The 17261-nt window shown below is 64.8% G+C and carries 16 protein-coding genes; 13 read left to right on the top strand and 3 right to left on the bottom strand.

Annotated features, from left to right (window positions below):
• A partial coding sequence (locus ASD86_RS27750; protein WP_235567706.1) for a hypothetical protein occupies positions 1–208 on the top strand: 208 nt, incomplete at its 5' end.
• Positions 209–312: 104 nt separating this feature from the next.
• Here the strand turns inward: ASD86_RS27750 and yidC are convergent.
• From yidC to rpmH, 3 genes are all read right to left on the bottom strand, one after another.
• Positions 313–2046, bottom strand: coding sequence for a membrane protein insertase YidC (gene yidC, locus ASD86_RS08955; RefSeq protein WP_056109578.1), 1734 nt, complete (start codon positions 2044–2046; stop codon positions 313–315).
• 15 nt (positions 2047–2061) lie between these two features.
• Positions 2062–2496, bottom strand: a complete 435-nt coding sequence (rnpA, locus tag ASD86_RS08950; RefSeq protein WP_046658563.1) for a ribonuclease P protein component — start codon at positions 2494–2496, stop codon at positions 2062–2064.
• A gap of 74 nt (positions 2497–2570) precedes the next feature.
• Positions 2571–2711 carry a 50S ribosomal protein L34 gene (rpmH, locus tag ASD86_RS08945; protein ID WP_027083663.1) on the bottom strand — a complete coding sequence of 47 codons (141 nt, stop codon included), beginning with the start codon at positions 2709–2711 and terminating at the stop codon, positions 2571–2573.
• Between the two features lie 325 nt (positions 2712–3036).
• On the opposite strand from rpmH, the gene dnaA reads away from it, so the two are divergent.
• From dnaA to ASD86_RS08885, 12 genes are all read left to right on the top strand, one after another.
• Entirely contained in the window at positions 3037–4371 is a 1335-nt protein-coding gene (dnaA, locus tag ASD86_RS08940; RefSeq protein WP_056109576.1) for a chromosomal replication initiator protein DnaA, read from the top strand.
• Positions 4372–5089: 718 nt separating this feature from the next.
• Positions 5090–6190 carry a DNA polymerase III subunit beta gene (gene dnaN / locus ASD86_RS08935; RefSeq protein ID WP_046658564.1) on the top strand — a complete coding sequence of 367 codons (1101 nt, stop codon included), beginning with the start codon at positions 5090–5092 and terminating at the stop codon, positions 6188–6190.
• Positions 6191–6721: 531 nt separating this feature from the next.
• Positions 6722–7807, top strand: a complete 1086-nt coding sequence (recF, locus tag ASD86_RS08930) for a DNA replication/repair protein RecF (RefSeq protein ID WP_056109574.1) — start codon at positions 6722–6724, stop codon at positions 7805–7807.
• A 519-nt stretch (positions 7808–8326) separates the two neighbouring features.
• Complete coding sequence (gyrB, locus tag ASD86_RS08925; RefSeq protein WP_056109572.1) at positions 8327–10810, top strand: DNA topoisomerase (ATP-hydrolyzing) subunit B; 2484 nt, start codon at positions 8327–8329, stop codon at positions 10808–10810.
• 172 nt (positions 10811–10982) lie between these two features.
• Positions 10983–11654, top strand: a complete 672-nt coding sequence (locus ASD86_RS08920; protein ID WP_056109570.1) for a type II CAAX endopeptidase family protein — start codon at positions 10983–10985, stop codon at positions 11652–11654.
• Positions 11655–11766: 112 nt separating this feature from the next.
• Positions 11767–12570 (top strand): M48 family metallopeptidase, encoded by an 804-nt coding sequence (locus tag ASD86_RS08915; RefSeq protein ID WP_056109568.1) that lies wholly within the window; start codon positions 11767–11769, stop codon positions 12568–12570.
• A 137-nt stretch (positions 12571–12707) separates the two neighbouring features.
• Positions 12708–13931 carry a tetratricopeptide repeat protein gene (locus ASD86_RS08910; RefSeq protein ID WP_056109566.1) on the top strand — a complete coding sequence of 408 codons (1224 nt, stop codon included), beginning with the start codon at positions 12708–12710 and terminating at the stop codon, positions 13929–13931.
• Positions 13932–14077: 146 nt separating this feature from the next.
• Positions 14078–14755, top strand: a complete 678-nt coding sequence (locus ASD86_RS08905) for an energy transducer TonB (protein WP_056109564.1) — start codon at positions 14078–14080, stop codon at positions 14753–14755.
• Between the two features lie 83 nt (positions 14756–14838).
• The gene (locus tag ASD86_RS08900) at positions 14839–15588 is read left to right on the top strand and encodes a MotA/TolQ/ExbB proton channel family protein (protein ID WP_036103316.1); all 750 of its coding nucleotides are present in this window, start codon (positions 14839–14841) and stop codon (positions 15586–15588) included.
• 41 nt (positions 15589–15629) lie between these two features.
• Positions 15630–16043 (top strand): biopolymer transporter ExbD, encoded by a 414-nt coding sequence (locus ASD86_RS08895; RefSeq protein ID WP_046658571.1) that lies wholly within the window; start codon positions 15630–15632, stop codon positions 16041–16043.
• 15 nt (positions 16044–16058) lie between these two features.
• Positions 16059–16472 carry a biopolymer transporter ExbD gene (locus ASD86_RS08890; protein ID WP_036103323.1) on the top strand — a complete coding sequence of 138 codons (414 nt, stop codon included), beginning with the start codon at positions 16059–16061 and terminating at the stop codon, positions 16470–16472.
• 176 nt (positions 16473–16648) lie between these two features.
• Positions 16649–17053 (top strand): biopolymer transporter ExbD, encoded by a 405-nt coding sequence (locus ASD86_RS08885; RefSeq protein WP_056109561.1) that lies wholly within the window; start codon positions 16649–16651, stop codon positions 17051–17053.
• The last annotated feature ends 208 nt before the right edge of the window (positions 17054–17261 follow it).

Raw genomic sequence — 17261 nt, 5'->3', positions numbered from 1 at the left:
GAAGATCGCAGCCACCTTCACCGCCGTCATCCCCGCGAAGGCGGGGATCCAGAGACTTCAGAGCCCTGCCGCGGTGAAGCCCTGGATCCCCGCCTTCGCGGGGATGACGAGCAAAACACATGGCATCGCGATCGATGCAACCACCCGGAGTCGCGCCGCATGCAGACGGTGCGCACGCGTGCGCACCTCACGAAGGCGCGCCTCATGAAAGCACAGCACGCGCACCCGCGACTCGTCGCCCAAACCCCATCCCCACAAACACGAAGCCCGCCATGCGGCGGGCTTCGTATCAAGGCAGGAACGACAACGACCTCAGTCCTTGTCTTTATCCTTGCCCGGCGTCGCCGTGGCTTCGGCGTAGCGCTTGGTCGTCAGCCACTGCTGCAACAGCCCCAGGCCGCCGTTGGCCACTTGATACAGCACCAAACCGGCCGGCAGGAACGCCAGGATCACGCCGAAGATCAGCGGCATGAACTGCATCATCTTGGCCTGCGCCGGGTCCATGCCGGTCATCGGCGTGAGCTTCTGCGTGGTCCACATGATCGCGATGTTCATCAGCGGCAGCACGAAGAACGGGTCGCGCGCGGTCAGGTCGTGGATCCACAGCATCCACGGCGCATGCCGCAGCTCAACCGACTCGGCGAGCATCCAGTACAAGGTCATGAAGATGATCATCTGCGGCAGCAGCGGCAGACAGCCGCCGACCGGGTTGATCTTCTCTTTCTTGTACAGCTCCATCAGCGCCATCTGGAACTTCTGCTTGTCCTCGCCGTAGCGCTCCTTGAGCTGAGCCACGCGCGGCTGGAACTTGCGCATCTTCGCCGCCGACTTGTACTGCGCGGCCGAAAGCGGATACAGCGCCAGCTTGAGCAGCACCACCAGGCCGATGATCGCCCAGCCCCAGTTGCCGAACAGGTTGTGCAGTTTTTCCAGCAGCCAGAACAGGCCGTTGGCGAGGGTCGCGAAGATGCTGTAGCTGCTGAAGTCGACCGCGCGGTCCAGGCCCTGCACGTTCTGCGCTTCGATCGCCTTGACCAGCTTCGGGCCGATCCACAGGCGCGCTTCGGTTTCAGCCTTGGCGCCGGGGGCGACGGTGACACCCGGGCCGAGGTCGCGGATCAGGTACTGCGGCAGACCGCCGGCGTTGAGCTGCTCGAGCGAGAACTGGCCCTGGTCCTTCGTGCCCGGAATCCAGGCGGCGAAGAAGTGGTGCTGCAGCATCGCGATCCAGCCGCCGGTGACCTGCTTGTCGAGCTTGCCGTCGTCTTCGAACTTGTCGAACTTGCGCTTCTCGTACTTATCGGTCGGGCTGTACCACGCCGCGCCCTGGAAGCTGTACTGCTCCGGGCTGAAGGGGCCCTTGTGGACAAGTTCGCGCGGCACCCGGCTGAGCTGGCGGTAGACGAAACCCGACCACGGCGCGGCGCTGGCGTTGACGACTTCGTCGCGCACCTTCACCGCGTAGTCGCCGCGGCGGAAGCTGTAGGTGCGGGTGATGGTCACGCCGTTCGGGCCGGTCCACACGAACGGCACCGACAGGTCGCGCGCGCCGTCGGCGAGGACGACATTGCGCTGCGGGCCGGCGAAACGGAAACCCGACTCGTGGGTCGGCGCGGCGTTGCCCTGGCTCACCCAGCCGCTCTGGGCGACGAAGAACAAGGTCGAGTCGCTGGCCAGCAGCCGCATCGGCGGGCTGTTGGGCTCGGAGTTGATCGGGTACTTGAGCAGGTCGGCTTCGCTGAGCTCGCCGCCGCGCAGGTTCACCTTGAGCACATCGGTGGTCACGGTGACGATGCCGTCGCTGGCGTCCGCGCTGGCGGCGGAAGCCGGCGCGGTAGGCGAACCAGGCACGGCCGGGGCGGCGCTCGGCACACCGGGCACCGCGGCCACGGCGCCATTGGCGGCGCTGGGCACGGTGCTGGCCGGGGCGACGATCGCCGGCGCGGCGGTCGGCGGCGGCGCGGATTTCTCCTTGCCCCACTCCATCCACAGCAAGGTCGCCACCATCAGCCAGGCGAGGATCAGAAAAGCACGGGTCTGGTTCATGGGCAGCAGGCAGGCTCAGCCGGGACCGGGGTCCGGCATGGGGTCGGAAGGGGAAGCGGCCGGCATTGTGCCGGGCGCCGCAGTTGCGGGCAATGCGGGCGCCGGCCGGGGCGCGGCGCGCTTGAGCAGACTCAGGAAGGCCGCGCGGAGTTCCTCGCCGCTGCAGCGCGAGGCGCCGGGTCGGGCGACGAGGACATAGTCGCCGCGCGGAAGCTCGTCGCGCACATGGCGAAAGGCATCGCGCAGCACGCGCTTGATGCGGTTGCGGCCGACCGCGTGCGGATCGACCTTGCGCGACACCGCCAGGCCCATGCGCGGCGCGAGGTCCGGATCGGGCTGGAAATGCAAAGCGAGCACGGGCAGCGCCACGCGCCGGCCATGCTTGAAGATTCGGTCGAAATCGGAGCGCGCGCGTACCCGCGCGGTGCGCGGGAAGCGGGTCGAATTCATCGGATGCGATCGGTGACGCGACGCGGGATCGGCACGACAGGTGCGATCAGACGCGGCGCGTTCGCCGGCAACGCTTAGGCGGTGAGACGCTTGCGGCCCTTGGCACGACGACGGGCGAGAATCTTGCGGCCGTCGGCAGTCGCCATGCGGGCACGGAAACCGTGGTCGCGCTTACGCTTGAGGTTGCTGGGCTGGTAGGTGCGCTTGGTGGCCATGATTCGGCTCGAATGTAGACGGCGTAGAGGACCGCGGATTCTATAGAACCGTAGGAGTCCGGGTCAAGCCTTTGTTTAGTTTGGGCTTTGCGATCCGTGACCCGCACCGCCTTACGGCCCACCCCAGCCTGTGCATGAACCTGTGGATTAGTCCTGTTCCGGACCCGGCCTCGATGGTAGTCTGACCGACCCCCCGGCCTTCTCCGTCGCGATGTGAGCATCGTGCGCGGGGCCGCTTTCGCCCGTCTCCGGCCGCGTCCCGCATGGATCGCGCCGGCCGGTCGACCGAGTCAGCTACACGCACGCACAAGAAGACGCACTACAGATGGATGCCTGGCCCCGCTGCCTCGAACGCCTCGAAGCCGAATTTCCGGTCGAAGACGTACACACCTGGTTGAAACCGCTGCAAGCCACCCAGCGCGATACCGTGACGGTGCTTTATGCGCCGAACGCATTCGTGGTCGAGCACGTGCGCGAGCGCTACCTGGGCCGGATCCGCGAACTGCTGTCGTATTTCGCCGGCAGCGAGGAAGTCAGCCTGGAAGTGGGTTCGTTGCCGCGCGTGGTCACCGCGCCCGCGCGCGAGGCCGACATCACCGTCGCCGCGCCGCGTCCGGTGGCGCCGCCGGAGCCGTTCCAGGGCAATCTCGACAATCACTACACCTTCGATAATTTCGTCGAAGGCCGCAGCAACCAGCTCGGCCGCGCCGCCGCGTTGCAGGCCGCGCAGAAACCCGGCGAGCGCGCGCACAACCCGCTGCTGCTGTACGGCGGCACCGGCCTGGGCAAGACCCATCTGATGTTCGCCGCCGGCAACGCCATGCGCGAGGCCAATCCGGCCATGCGGGTGATGTACCTGCGTTCGGAACAGTTCTTCAGCGCGATGATGAAGTCGCTGCAGGACAAGACCATGGATCAGTTCAAGCGCCAGTTCCAACGCGTGGACGCGCTGCTGATCGACGACATTCAATTCTTCGCCGGCAAGGACCGCACCCAGGAGGAGTTTTTCCACACCTTCAATGCGTTGTTCGACGGCAAGCAGCAGATCATCCTGACCTGCGACCGCTACCCGCGCGAAGTCGAAGGCCTGGAGCCGCGCTTGAAATCGCGCCTGGCCTGGGGCCTGTCGGTGGCGATCGAGCCGCCTGACTTCGAGACCCGCGCCCAGATCGTGATCTCCAAGGCCAAGGAACGCGGCGCCGCGATTCCCGAGGAAGTCGCCTTCCTGCTGGCCAAGAAGATGCGTTCGAACGTGCGCGACCTGGAAGGCGCGCTCAACACCCTGACCGCGCGCGCCAACTTCACCGGCCGCGCGATCACCGTCGAGTTCGCCCAGGAAACCCTGCGCGACCTGCTGCGCGCGCAGCAGCACGCGATCGGCATCCCCAACATCCAAAAGACCGTGGCAGACTACTACGGCCTTCAGATCAAGGACTTGTTGTCGAAACGGCGTACGCGCTCGCTCGCCCGTCCTCGTCAGGTCGCCATGGCGCTGACCAAGGAATTGACCGAGCACTCGTTGCCGGAGATCGGCGATGCCTTCGCCGGCCGCGACCACACGACCGTGTTGCACGCCTGCCGCCAGATCCGCACCTTGATGGAAACCGACGGCAAGCTGCGCGAAGACTGGGACAAGTTGATTCGCAAGCTCAGCGAGTGATGCCGGCTGGGCTGATAGACCGGTGACTCGGAAACAACGAAACACAAGTGGATAAGTAAGCTCAGCGAGTGATCGACCTAAGGTCCGAACGCCGCTGGGTTGTACAAGCAAGAATGTAGAAACACGTCGATTGGCCTACCCGGCATCGAAGCCCGCGTTCGCTACGAATCGCGACGTTGAGCCGGTAAACGAAACGACGATGTTGCGGCACGTTGGAACTGTGGTTCGGCCGCGGCGTTTGCGCTCACCAGACGGGATCGCAGGACGACAGCGGTTGAAGTTCGTTCGCGGCGCGGTTGGTTGTTTCGCAGCGGCTCGTGGTTCGCGATGAAAACTGGATGCCCGTCATCCATTGCCCATCGATCGGACCCGTCGCCAAGCCGCGGTTCGCCGATATCGCTCGTTCGCCGCGGTGGTCCAGCGCGACGAGGGACAAGGTAATCCGTAAGCTGCGCTGGCGAAAGGCACAACTTGGGGGATCAAACTCGTACAAACTGTGGACAACTTTGAGGCCGCCGCGAGGCGCGCAATCTATCCACAGGTTGCACCCGCCCTACCAAGCCAGTTCTACCCGCTTTTGAAGTACCGAAAAAACCATATAGATCAAAGGTTTAAGGCAGTTCTCCAACGATTTTCGCTACACCACCGCCACTAAGCTTTTGATTTATACATCTCTTTAGTAATTGGGTTTGCGCCCACAGACGGCCAAGGGGTCCGCATGCGTTTCAGTCTGCAACGCGAAGTCTTTCTCAAGCCGTTGGCCCAAGTGGTCAATGTCGTCGAACGCCGGCAGACCTTGCCGGTCCTCGCCAATCTGCTCGTGCAGGTCAAGGACGGGCAGCTTTCGCTGACTGGTACCGACCTGGAAGTCGAAATGATTTCCCGCGTTGCGGTCGACGATGCGAAGGACGGCGAGACCACGATCCCGGCGCGCAAGCTGTTCGAGATCATTCGAGCCCTGCCCGACGGCAGCAAGGTCACGGTCAGCCAGGCCGCCGAAAAGATCACGGTCCAGGCCGGGCGTTCGCGCTTCACCCTGGCCAGCCTGCCGGCCAACGACTTCCCGTCGATCGACGAAGTCGAAGCCACCGAGCGCGTGCGAGTGCCGGAAGCGGCGCTGAAGGAACTGATCGAACGCACCGCGTTCGCGATGGCCCAGCAGGACGTGCGCTATTACCTCAACGGCCTGTTGTTCGACCTGCGCGAGAACAGCCTGCGCTGCGTCGCCACCGACGGTCACCGTCTGGCGCTGTGCGAAGCGGCTTACGAAGGCGGCTCGCAGACCAAGCGTCAGATCATCGTGCCGCGCAAGGGCGTGCAGGAACTGCAGCGTCTGCTCGAAGGCGGCGATCGCGAGATCGAGATCGAGATGGGCCGCGGCCACATCCGGGTCAAGCGCGACGATGTGACCTTCACCAGCAAGCTGATCGACGGCCGTTTCCCGGATTACGAAGCGGTGATTCCGATCGGCGCTGACAAGGAAGTGCGGATCGAGCGCGAAGTGCTGCGTGCCTCGCTGCAGCGCGCGGCGATCCTGTCGAACGAGAAGTACCGCGGCGTGCGCATCGAGGTGACCCCGGGTCAGCTCAAGATCAGCGCGCACAACCCGGAACAGGAAGAAGCGCAGGAAGAAGTCGAGGCCGACACCAAGGTCGACGACCTGGCGGTGGGTTTCAACGTCAATTACCTGCTCGACGCCCTGACCGCGCTGCGGGACGAGCATGTGGTGATCGCGTTGCGCGACGCCAACTCCTCGGCGCTGGTCCGCGAAGCCTCGAACGAGCGCTGCCGTCATGTGGTGATGCCGCTGCGGCTCTGATTCACGGCATCGGGCCGGGTTTCACGACCCGGTTCCACGTGGAACATCACACGCCCGGCTTGTCCGGGCGTGTTTGTTTTTGGGTTTTCGGTTTCCTGGCGCTCTGTTACGTGGGCGCGAAGGATTTGCCGTGCGTTGAGCCGGCGATTGGGCTTGGGTCGGCTCGATCGGCTTGCCGGCTGTCTTTTACTCGGGTGTGTGGTCGCAGCGGCTGGTGTTCCTGGCCGCCGCTGCTTTCGTATTGCGGCGCGGCGCAGGCCGGCGGCTCGGGCATTTGCGGACAGGGGCCATGTCGGCTGAGCTTTTCGGAAGACAGATGGTCCGGCTGCTACAACCAGCTTGCGCATCGCCCATCGTTCAACCCACCGGATTTGCCGGTATCGGCGTTGCCTCGCCTCCTGGCGACCCCTGACTGGGCTTTTCTGCGATGATCCTGCTCCGCTCCTGCCGCGAAATCCCGCTGAAACGTGGTTTTCGAAGTGTTTGGCGCGGTCCGCGCCCTTCCCCGAGCCCTTCTGCGATGATCCCGCGATGCATGTAACCCGCCTGGACCTGCGCGGATTCCGGCGTTTCGCCGACGTCAGCCTGTCGCCCCAGCCCGGGATCAACCTGATCACCGGCGAAAACGGCGCGGGCAAGACCAGCCTGCTCGAGGCCCTGCACCTGATGGCGTACGGGCGCAGTTTCCGCGGCCGGGTCCGTGACGGCCTGATCCGCGCGGGCGATCCGGCGCTCGAGGTTTTCGTCGAGTGGCAGGAACTGCGCCGCGACCAGAAGCGTAAGGCCGGCATGCGGCATTCCGGCCAAGATTGGACCGGGCGGCTCGATGGTTCGGCGGTGTCCCAGCTTGGCGAGCTATGCGCCGCACTCGCGGTGGTCAGTTTCGAGCCCGGCAGCCACGCCCTGATCACTGGCGCGGCCGAAATCCGCCGTCGTTATCTGGATTGGGGTTTGTTCCACGTGGAACCAGACTTCACTCCGCTGTGGCGGCGTTACACCCGGGCCTTGAAGCAGCGCAACGCCCTGCTCAAGGCGCGGGCCCGCGATGGTCAGCTCGATGCCTGGGACCGCGAGCTGGCCGAGGCAGGCGAGCCGCTGACCCGGCGCCGTCAGCAGTATCTGGATCAGTTGCAGCCCAGATTCGCCGCATTGGCGACGGATCTGGCCCCCGCGTTGGGCGAAGTGCGCCTGGATTACCTGCCCGGCTGGCGCCGCGACGAATTTCCGCTGGCCGATGCCCTGCTACTGGCGCGGGATCGCGATCAGTTGGCCGGTTACACCTCGGTCGGTCCGCATCGGGCCGATTGGCGGATCGGATTCGGTGGTTTGCCCGGGCGCGAGGCGCTTTCGCGCGGCCAGGCCAAGTTGACCGCGCTGTCGGCTCTGTTGGCGCAGGCCGAGCATCATGCGGCGGTGTTGGGCGAGTGGCCGGTGGTGGCGCTGGACGATCTGGCCTCCGAGCTGGATCGCAATCATCAGCGACGGGTGTTGGAGCGCCTGTTGGCGTCCCGGGCGCAGGTGTTCATCACCGGGACCGATGATCCGCCGGCGCTGGCGGGGATGCAGGTCGAACTCGCCAGGTTCCACGTGGAACACGGGGAGTTGGTGGACCGGTAGGCGTGGGAGTTCCACGGCTGGTTTCACGAGCGGCAGTAGGGAGCGGGTACTTGCCTCACACTCGGGGGCTTCGCGAGTCGAGGTCTTTGATGCGCGTTCCTGTTCTCTAGTGGCGCTTCGGAAATCGGGCGGTTAGCGTCGACTGAGACATGAAGTAGCGGCGTTCTGCCGCTTACAGCCCGGTTGCTCCATTGGTCCAGGGGAATCCAGCCTGCGAAGCCACTTCATTGGCGCGGTCGCGGCTCGCGCCGCTCCTACACGGGCGATCGTGTTCCACGTGGAACACGATCGGGGCGACGAGTTTAAAACGCGCTTGAAGGCCGCATCTATGGGTGTAGGGACCGAATCGCGGTCCGGCCTTCCGCGCAGCGCCTGCAGCGCGTTCCAGGCCGCCAGCGGGCCCCTTTGGACGGCTCGGGTACCCCCGCCCGCCTGCTATACTTCAATCACTTATCTTCTGTGTCTCGACGCACCCGGCGGCCCCGCCGGAGCCCGCGTCGATCGGAGCCTGTTGACGCAATGACCAACACCGAGCACGACCCCTCGACTGAATCGGCCACCGGTTCGACCCCGCCGCAAAGCGCGCAAACCCCGCAGACCTACGACTCGAGCAAGATCACCGTCCTGCGCGGCCTCGAGGCGGTGCGCAAGCGCCCGGGCATGTACATCGGCGATGTCCACGACGGCACCGGCCTGCATCACATGGTGTTCGAGGTGGTCGACAACGCGATCGACGAGGCCCTCGCCGGCCACGCTGACGACGTGGTGGTGACGCTGCACGAAGACGGTTCGGTCTCCTGCTACGACAACGGCCGCGGTATCCCGGTCGATATCCACAAGGAAGAAGGCGTGTCCGCGGCCGAGGTGATCCTCACCGTGCTGCACGCCGGCGGCAAGTTCGACGACAACAGCTACAAGGTCTCCGGCGGCCTGCACGGCGTGGGCGTGTCGGTGGTCAACGCGCTGTCCGAGCACCTGTGGCTCAACATCTGGCGCGACGGTTTCCATCACCAGCAGGAATACGCGCTGGGCGAGCCGATCTACCCGCTCAAGCAGCTGGAAGCCTCGACCAAGCGCGGCACCCTGCTGCGCTTCAAGCCGGCGGTGGAAATCTTCACCGACGTCGAGTTCCACTACGACATCCTGGCCAAGCGCCTGCGCGAGCTGTCGTTCCTCAACTCGGGCGTCAAGATCACTCTGGTTGACGAGCGCGGCGAAGGCCGACGCGACGTGTTCCAGTACGAGGGCGGCATCCGTTCTTTCGTCGAGCATCTGGCCCAGGTCAAGACGCCGCTGCATCCGAACGTGATCTCGGTGTCGGGCGAAATGAACGGCATCACCGTCGACGTGGCGTTGCAGTGGACCGATTCCTACCAGGAAACGATGTTCTGCTTCACCAACAACATCCCGCAGAAAGACGGCGGCACCCATCTGATCGGTTTCCGCGCCGCGCTGACCCGCACGCTGGCCAACTACATCGAGAAGACCGGCGCGGCCAAGCAGTCCAAGATCGCGCTGTCGGGCGAGGACATGCGCGAAGGCATGATCGCGGTGCTGTCGGTCAAGGTGCCCGATCCGAGCTTTTCCTCGCAGACCAAGGAAAAACTGGTCAGTTCCGAGGTGCGCCCGGTCGTTGAGAACACGTTCGGTACACGTTTGGAGGAGTTCCTGCAGGAACACCCCAACGAAGCGCGCGCGATCACCAGCAAGATCATCGAGGCGGCGACCGCCCGCGAGGCCGCGCGCAAGGCGCGCGACCTGACCCGCCGCAAGGGCGCGCTCGACATCGCCGGCCTGCCCGGCAAGCTCGCCGACTGCCAGGAAAAAGACCCGGCCAAGTCCGAACTGTTCATCGTCGAGGGTGACTCCGCGGGCGGCTCGGCCAAGCAAGGCCGTAATCGCAAGACGCAAGCGATCCTGCCGCTCAAGGGCAAGATCCTCAACGTCGAACGCGCGCGTTTCGACCGCATGCTCGGCAGCGCCGAAGTCGGCACCTTGATCACCGCGCTGGGCACCGGCATCGGCAAGGACGAGTACAACCCGGACAAGCTGCGTTATCACCGCATCATCCTGATGACCGACGCCGACGTCGACGGCTCGCACATCCGCACCTTGCTGCTGACGTTCTTCTACCGGCAGATGCCCGAGCTGATCGAGCGCGGCCACATCTACATCGGCCTGCCGCCGCTGTACAAGATCAAGCAGGGCAAGAACGAGATTTATCTCAAGGACGACGCGGCGCTGGACCAGTACCTGGCCAACAACGCGGTCGAAGGCGCGGCGTTGATTCCGGCGACCGGCGAACCGCCGATCGAAGGCGCGGCGCTGGAAAAACTGCTGCTCGCCTACGCCGGCGCGCGCGAGACCATCGCGCGCAACTCGCATCGCTACGATCCCAACGTGCTGCAGGCGCTGATCGATTTCACCCCGCTCGACACCGAGCACCTGCTCGCCAACGTCGATGAGCGGCACGAACTCGACGCGCTGGAAAAGCGCCTCAACCAGACCGGACTGGGCAAGCCGCGCTACGCGCTGCAGCTGCATCCGGCCAACGAGACGCGCCAGGCGGCGCTGCTGGTCACGCGTACCCACATGGGCCAGCAACTGATCCAGGTGCTGCCGTTGTCGGCGTTCGAAGGCGGCGAACTGCGTTCGCTGCGCGAAGCGGCCTCGATGCTGCATGGGCTGGTCCGCGAAGGCGCGCAGATCATTCGCGGAAATCGCAACCAGGCCATCAACAGCTTCGCCCAGGCGCAGGCCTGGTTGCTCGAGGAAGCCAAGAAGGGCCGTGCGATCCAGCGCTTCAAGGGCCTGGGCGAAATGAATCCCGAGCAGTTGTGGGACACCACGGTCAATCCCGAAACGCGCCGTCTGTTGCAGGTGCGCATCGAGGACGCCGTGGCGGCCGACCAGATCTTCAGCACCCTGATGGGCGATGTGGTCGAACCGCGCCGCGAGTTCATCGAGGACAACGCGCTCAAGGTCTCCAATCTCGACGTCTGAGCCCGCCGCGGATCAGGACACCGGCGACGCGCGCGAGCGCGTCGCCCCCGCGTCGTCGTCGGATCTCGCGCCGCCGACCACGCCACCGGCGCGAAAAAGCGCCTCCACCCCACTCCCGTTGTTTGCCGGAGTTGGCGGTTTCCTTGTCGATCTTTTGCTATCCATCGTTCTGATGGCGGCCTTGTCGCTGCTCGGCACCGCGTTGTGGGGTTTCGCGCACGGCCTGGGCGGGTCGAATTCCGCGCAAATCGGTGCCGACTCGGGCGCGATGATCGTCATCAGCCTGATCGCGACCGCCGCCAGCGCGCTGTTGGTCTACTACTTTCGTCGAAGGTCCGACGCCGCCGAACGGGCTGCGTCGTGGCGCGCGCTGTGGCGGATTTCGACCTGGGGCTGGATCGCCCTGGCGGTGATCGTCTGCCTGACCTTCAACGCGTTGATCGGCGGGTTCGCGCAGCAACGCGGCATCGAAATGACCCCGACCAACATGGTCCTCGGCGATGCGATCCGCGCCTATCCGGTGGCGTTGCTGATCTTCGCCGTGGTGCTCGCGCCGGCGTACGAGGAATTGCTGTTCCGCCGCGTGCTGTTCGGCCGCCTGTGGGCCGCCGGTCGGCCCTGGCTCGGCCTGATGCTGAGCTCGGCCGCGTTCGCGCTGCTGCACGAGCCCCCCGGACTGAGCGTGAGCCACGGCTGGAGCATGCTGCTGCTGTGGGCGGTGTACGGCTTCATGAGCCTGTGTTTCGGCTGGGTCTATTACCGCAGCGGCAGCCTGTGGGCGGCGTATGTGGCACATGCGATCAACAATTTGATCGCGGTGGCGGCGGTGCTCGCGAGCAGCTGAGTCGCAGGCCCGAAGCGGTTTCGCGGCATTCGTTCAGCAGTCGCGAACCGGAATTGACGAAGTGTTAATCCACGCGGCGCTACAAGGTCTGATTGCTACGGGGAAAGCTCGCATGAAACGTATCCTGCTCGGGGTGTCGATCGCGCTGATCGCGACCGCCTGCGCCACCACCACCTCGCCGACCGGGCGAACCCAGCACGTCGGCGCGGTCTCGCAGGCCCAGCTCGACCAGATGGGCGCGCAAGCGTTCGCGGATGCGAAAAGCAAGCAGAAACTCAGCACCGACACGCGCAAGAACGCCTACGTGCGCTGCGTGGTCAGCTCGATCACCCAGCAGTTGCCGCCCAACTGGCAGGCGAACTGGGACGTGGCTGTGTTCGTCGACGAATCGCCCAACGCCTTCGCCCTGCCAGGCGGAAAAGTGGGCGTGAATACCGGCATTTTCACCGTCGCCAAGAACCAGGATCAGCTCGCGGCGGTGATCGCGCACGAGATCGGCCACGTCGTCTCCCGCCATCACGACGAACGCATCACCCGCCAGGTGGGCGCGCAGACCGGCCTCAACATCGTCGGCAGTCTGCTCGGCGCGCGTTACGGCGAAGGCGCGGCCAGCGCGACCGGCCAATTGGGCGGCGCCGCGCTGCAGACCGCGTTCTTGCTGCCCGGATCGCGCACCCAGGAAAGCGAGGCCGACGTGGTCGGCCAGCGGCTCATGGCGCAGGCCGGTTACGACCCGCGACAGGCCGTGAATCTGTGGCAGAACATGATCTCGGCCAGCAGCTCGCGGCCGCCGCAATGGCTGTCCACCCACCCCGACCCGCAATCGCGCATCCAGGAACTCAATGCCCGCGCCGGCGCCCTGATTCCGGTTTACGAACAGGCCCGCGCGGCCGGCCGTACGCCGAAGTGTGGATGAAAGCGAATTACTGAACAGTGGTTCAGACCCGTATCGCGTCGACCCGAGTTTCTGTTAGGTTGGCGGCCCCTTGGCCTTGCGCCGTTCCGCCGCAAGGCCCCCGGTCCGCGGCCGCTGAGTCTCTTAGAGGTGAGTCCATGAACAAGCAACCCACCCGCAACAGCACCCTGCTCGCCGCCGCTATCGGCGCGGTGCTGGTGTTCGGTGCCGTGTCCCAGGCCACCGCCCAGACCGCCTCGGAGCGTTCGGCCCAGCGCCGCGCGGCACGCGAGAGCAACAAGACCGCCGGCGCGCCGGCCAAGGTCGAGAATCAGTACCCGAACGCGACGCGCACCGCGCCGGACGCCAAGGCCTCGTCCAAGGGCGGCGCCAAGCTGCAGAAGATGATGGACGCGTTCGACAAGGAGAAAGCCGCCGACGCGCGCGCCCAGGCCGACGCGATCATCGCCGACACCTCGCTCAACGCCTACGAGCGCTCCTTCGCCGCCCAGATCGGTTTCCAGGTCGCCTACGACGCCGACGACAACAAGGCCGCGATGGAGTACGTGAAGAAGGCGATCGAGATCAACGGTCTCGACAACAACAGCCACTTCGACCGCATGTTCGTGCTGGCCCAGCTGCAGTTGCAGGAAGAGCAGTACGCCGAGTCGCTGGCCACCATCGACCGCTTCCTCAACGAATCCAAGAGCACCAAGCCCGAGCACCTGATCATCAAGGGCAACGTGCTGTACCGCCTGGAGCGCTACCCGGAAGCCGCCACCGTGATCAAGCAGGCGATCGCCGCCTCGCCCGATCCCAAGCCCGAGTGGCAGAACCTGCTGATGGCCACCTACGTGGAAGGCAACCAGGGCGCCGAAGCGGCCAAGGTCGCCGAGCAGATCGCGGCCAAGAACCCGAACGACAAGCGCGCGCAGATGAACGTCGCCGCGGTCTATTCGCAGGCCGACATGCTCGACAAGGCCGCCGCCGTGCTCGAGAAGATGCGCGCCGCCGGCCAGTTCACCGAAGACAAGGATTACCGCCAGCTCTACTCCACCTACCTCAATCTGGATGGCAAGGAGAAGCAGGCGGCCAGCGTGATCACCGAGGGCCTGGAAAAGGGCATCCTCAAGCCGGACTACCAGGCTTACGTCGCGTTGGCGCAGTCGTACTACTTCTCCGAGCAAGCGGCGAAGTCGATCGACGCGTACAAGAAAGCAGCCCCGCTCGCACCCGACGGTGAGACGTATCTGAATCTCGCTCGCGTGCTGTGGTCGGAGGACCGCATTCCAGAGGCTAAGGAAGCCGCCAAGCAGGCGATCGCCAAGGGCGTTAAAAAGCCCGACGACGCCAAGAAGATTCTCGCGCTGAAAGGCAAGTAATTTCGGCAAAGAGAGCCTAACCGCGCTTGGAACCTGTGACGCGGTTTGGTATATGCTAGGAGGTTCGCGCGACTGGAAACGGTTGCACGAACCGAACGATGGCCCGAGGCGCCCCGGCGTCCGGAAACACCTCCCGAGCTGACGGCATGACGCAAGACCTCGAACTCCAAGTTAGGAATGATGACGACCGCGAAGGTTTGAACTGGGCACGTATTGCCGGTATCACCTGTGCGATCGCCGTGCATGCCGCGGCGCTCCTGCTGTTGCTGGCCCCGATGACGCCGCCCGCACAGCAGCAGGAAGAAGAGCAGGTGACGATGGTCAACATCATCAAGCCGCCGCCGCCGCCCCCGCCGCCGCCGCCGCCGCCGCCGGATCCGCCGAAGCCGATCACGACGCCGCCGAAGGAACTGTCGCCGCCGCGACCGACTCCGACGCCGCCGCCGCCGGATCAGCCGCCGGTCGAGAATCTGGACCCCAGTCCGATCGATCCGCCCGCGCCGCCGCCGGCTCCGCCGTCGCCGCCGGCCGCCGCCAGCGATATCAATTCCGGCGTCGATCCGTCTTCGCGCCGTCTGAACCCGCCCAAGTACCCGCCGACCGAAGCCCGTCAGGGCGTGGGCGGCACGGTGGTCCTGGTGATCAGCATCGATGCCCAGGGCAACGTGCTGGACGTGCAGGTCGAGAAATCCAGTCGCAACCGCAACCTGGACCGCGCGGCCATGGATGCCGCACGCAAGTGGCGCTTCAACCCGGAAGTGCGCAACGGTCAACCGATCGCCAGCCGCGTCCGAGTGCCCGTCGATTTCGTCCCGCCGAACTGATCGGGTTCCACGGACAGTTGTAAGTCGCATTAAGTAATACGTACTACCTTCTTTCCTTTCCACGACATTCAAAGGTAAGCGTCATGCTGCAGCAAACCACCACCGCCGCCGCCGGAGGCTCTAACGCTGAAGCACTTCAGCAGATGAGCTTCTCGCATCTGTTGCAAAACTTCGACGCCGTTGGCTGGATCGTGTTCATCACGCTCACGCTGATGTCGGTTCTGTCGGTCTATTGGATCGTCATCAATTTCGTCAAGAACCTCCGCCTGCGCGGCAGTTCCGACCGCGTCGTCAGCACGTTCTGGGAAACCCCGAACGCGCAGGACGCCATCCGTTACATGGAAGAGCAGTCGCGCAGCGAGCCGTTCTCCAAGATCGCGCTCGATGCCGCTCAGGCCGCCGCGCACCACCAGCGTCACGAAGGCTCGCGCCTGGTCGAGTCGCTGAACCGTTCGGAGTTCGTCGACCGCGCCCTGCGTCAGGCCGTCACCCGTGAGAGCTCGCGTCTGGAAGCCGGTCTGACCGTGCTCGCCACCGTCGGCTCGACCGCTCCGTTCGTCGGTCTGCTCGGCACCGTGTGGGGCATCTACCACGCCCTGCTGCGCCTGGGCGCCAGCGGCGAGTCCTCGATTCAGGCCGTTGCCGGCCCGGTCGGCGAGGCGCTGATCATGACCGCGATCGGTCTGTTCGTCGCGATCCCGGCGGTGTTGGCTTACAACTTCTTCGTCCGCCTGAACCGCGTCACGAACAACAAGTTCGACACCTTCGCCCACGACCTGCACGACTTCTTCGCCACCGGCTCGCGCGTCGGCGAAGTGGCGAGCAAGCGCTAAGCAACACACGCCTTCACTTTTAGCGTAGTTGGAGTTCGGACATGGCCTTCAGTACAGGCAACGACAACGGCCCGATGGCTACCATCAACGTCACGCCCCTCGTGGACGTGATGCTGGTGCTGTTGATCATCTTCATGATCACCGCACCGCTGATGACCCATAAGGTCGAGATCAAACTGCCCGAAGCCACCCTCGCCAAGCCCGAGGAGCCGTCCAAGGTCACGCCGATCACCGTGGCCATCCAGGACAGCGGCGCGATCTACTGGAACGATGAGCCGGTCACCATGGATCAGCTCGAAAGCCGTTTGTCGGTTGAGGCGCAGAAAACGCCGCAACCGCCGATCAACGTCCGCGGCGACCGCACCACGAAGTACAAGGTCGTCAATTCGGTGGTGACGGTTGCGCAGCGGCAAGGCATGCGCAAAGTCGGCTTCGTCGCGATCAAAGAACGTTAATCGGAGAACAGTCCCATGGCTTTCAGTAACAACTCCGATAGCGGCGCGATTTCCGACATCAACGTGACCCCGCTGGTCGACGTGCTGCTGGTGCTGCTGATCATCTTCATGGTCACGGCACCGACGGTGTCTTACCCGATCGACGTCAACCTGCCCCAACCGACCAGCGTTCCGCCGCCCGTGACGCAAGAACCGCCGCCGCCGATCCAGCTGCGGATCGATGCGACCGGTCAGGTGTTCTGGAACAACAACCCCACGCCCATCGCGGCGATCCCGGGGATGATGAAGGAAACGGTGCAGCGCGATCCCACCAATCAACCTCTGCTAGAAATCGACACCAACGAGGATGCCGAATACGGCACGCTCGCCAAGGTGCTGGCTTACGCCAAGAACGCAGACATGAAAAAAATCGGTTTCGTCCAGAAGTAATTCCGTCCGGAACCGACGCTTACCGTCGTGAGAACGCCGCCCACTGGGCGGCGTTTTTTTATGCGTCGACTTCGTGGCCGCGCGGCGGATCGCCGGTGTACGGGGTATGTCTTGCGCGGATAACTGTGACGGGATTAACGTAAAGCCGGGCACCCCGCCCATGGAGGGAGATGCATATGGCCGGCTCCACCTACTCCGCTTCTGCTTATTCCGGCGACGCGCCTGTCGCCGAGATCAACGTCACCCCGCTGGTCGATGTGCTGCTGGTGTTGCTGATCATCTTCATGGTTACCGCGCCGGTGCTGACCGGCAATTTGAACCTCGGGCTGCCGGTGCCCGGGCCGCAACGGGACACGCCACCGCCGCGGGCCGAGTTGATGGTGCAGGCCAGTGGCGCGTTCACCCTTGATGGCCAGGCCCTGACCCGCGCGGAATTGCCGGCGGCGTTGAAGGCCTTGGTGCAGACCGCGCCGAACACGGTGGTCGAGGTCGGCGCGAATGCCGATGCCGACTATCAGGCATTCGCGCACGCGCTGTCGGCGGCGCGCGAGAGCGGGGTGCAGAATATTTCGACCCGCTGAGCGATCGCGGTTTTCAACGCGGCGGCCGTCCCGGTGGGGCGGCCGCTGTTGTTTGGGGGGAGGCGATGAAGTCGCTGAAAGCAAAGCAAAAGCAAATCCCCCCTGCCCCCTTTTCCAAAGGGGGAAGCTTCTAGTTGATTCGGGTGGGCTTGCGAAGATGGTGCTTCGGGCGCGGTGAATGCCGAAGACTCGCCTTGCAGACTGTCGT

Source organism: Lysobacter sp. Root690, from assembly GCF_001427785.1.
Lineage (GTDB): Bacteria > Pseudomonadota > Gammaproteobacteria > Xanthomonadales > Xanthomonadaceae > Lysobacter.
This window is presented reverse-complemented; position numbering and strand designations above follow the sequence as displayed.

What these genes read in the sequence shown, in the direction of transcription:
- ASD86_RS08900 (WP_036103316.1), top strand. Translation starts at nt 14,839, where the DNA reads ATGCTGCAGCAAACCACCACCGCCGCCGCCGGAGGCTCTAACGCTGAA.
- rnpA (WP_046658563.1), bottom strand. Translation starts at nt 2,496, where the DNA reads ATGAATTCGACCCGCTTCCCGCGCACCGCGCGGGTACGCGCGCGCTCC.
- ASD86_RS08895 (WP_046658571.1), top strand. Translation starts at nt 15,630, where the DNA reads ATGGCCTTCAGTACAGGCAACGACAACGGCCCGATGGCTACCATCAAC.
- ASD86_RS08890 (WP_036103323.1), top strand. Translation starts at nt 16,059, where the DNA reads ATGGCTTTCAGTAACAACTCCGATAGCGGCGCGATTTCCGACATCAAC.
- recF (WP_056109574.1), top strand. Translation starts at nt 6,722, where the DNA reads ATGCATGTAACCCGCCTGGACCTGCGCGGATTCCGGCGTTTCGCCGAC.
- ASD86_RS08885 (WP_056109561.1), top strand. Translation starts at nt 16,649, where the DNA reads ATGGCCGGCTCCACCTACTCCGCTTCTGCTTATTCCGGCGACGCGCCT.
- rpmH (WP_027083663.1), bottom strand. Translation starts at nt 2,711, where the DNA reads ATGGCCACCAAGCGCACCTACCAGCCCAGCAACCTCAAGCGTAAGCGC.
- ASD86_RS08905 (WP_056109564.1), top strand. Translation starts at nt 14,078, where the DNA reads ATGACGCAAGACCTCGAACTCCAAGTTAGGAATGATGACGACCGCGAA.
- dnaA (WP_056109576.1), top strand. Translation starts at nt 3,037, where the DNA reads ATGGATGCCTGGCCCCGCTGCCTCGAACGCCTCGAAGCCGAATTTCCG.
- ASD86_RS08920 (WP_056109570.1), top strand. Translation starts at nt 10,983, where the DNA reads ATGGCGGCCTTGTCGCTGCTCGGCACCGCGTTGTGGGGTTTCGCGCAC.
- ASD86_RS08915 (WP_056109568.1), top strand. Translation starts at nt 11,767, where the DNA reads ATGAAACGTATCCTGCTCGGGGTGTCGATCGCGCTGATCGCGACCGCC.
- gyrB (WP_056109572.1), top strand. Translation starts at nt 8,327, where the DNA reads ATGACCAACACCGAGCACGACCCCTCGACTGAATCGGCCACCGGTTCG.
- dnaN (WP_046658564.1), top strand. Translation starts at nt 5,090, where the DNA reads ATGCGTTTCAGTCTGCAACGCGAAGTCTTTCTCAAGCCGTTGGCCCAA.
- ASD86_RS08910 (WP_056109566.1), top strand. Translation starts at nt 12,708, where the DNA reads ATGAACAAGCAACCCACCCGCAACAGCACCCTGCTCGCCGCCGCTATC.
- yidC (WP_056109578.1), bottom strand. Translation starts at nt 2,046, where the DNA reads ATGAACCAGACCCGTGCTTTTCTGATCCTCGCCTGGCTGATGGTGGCG.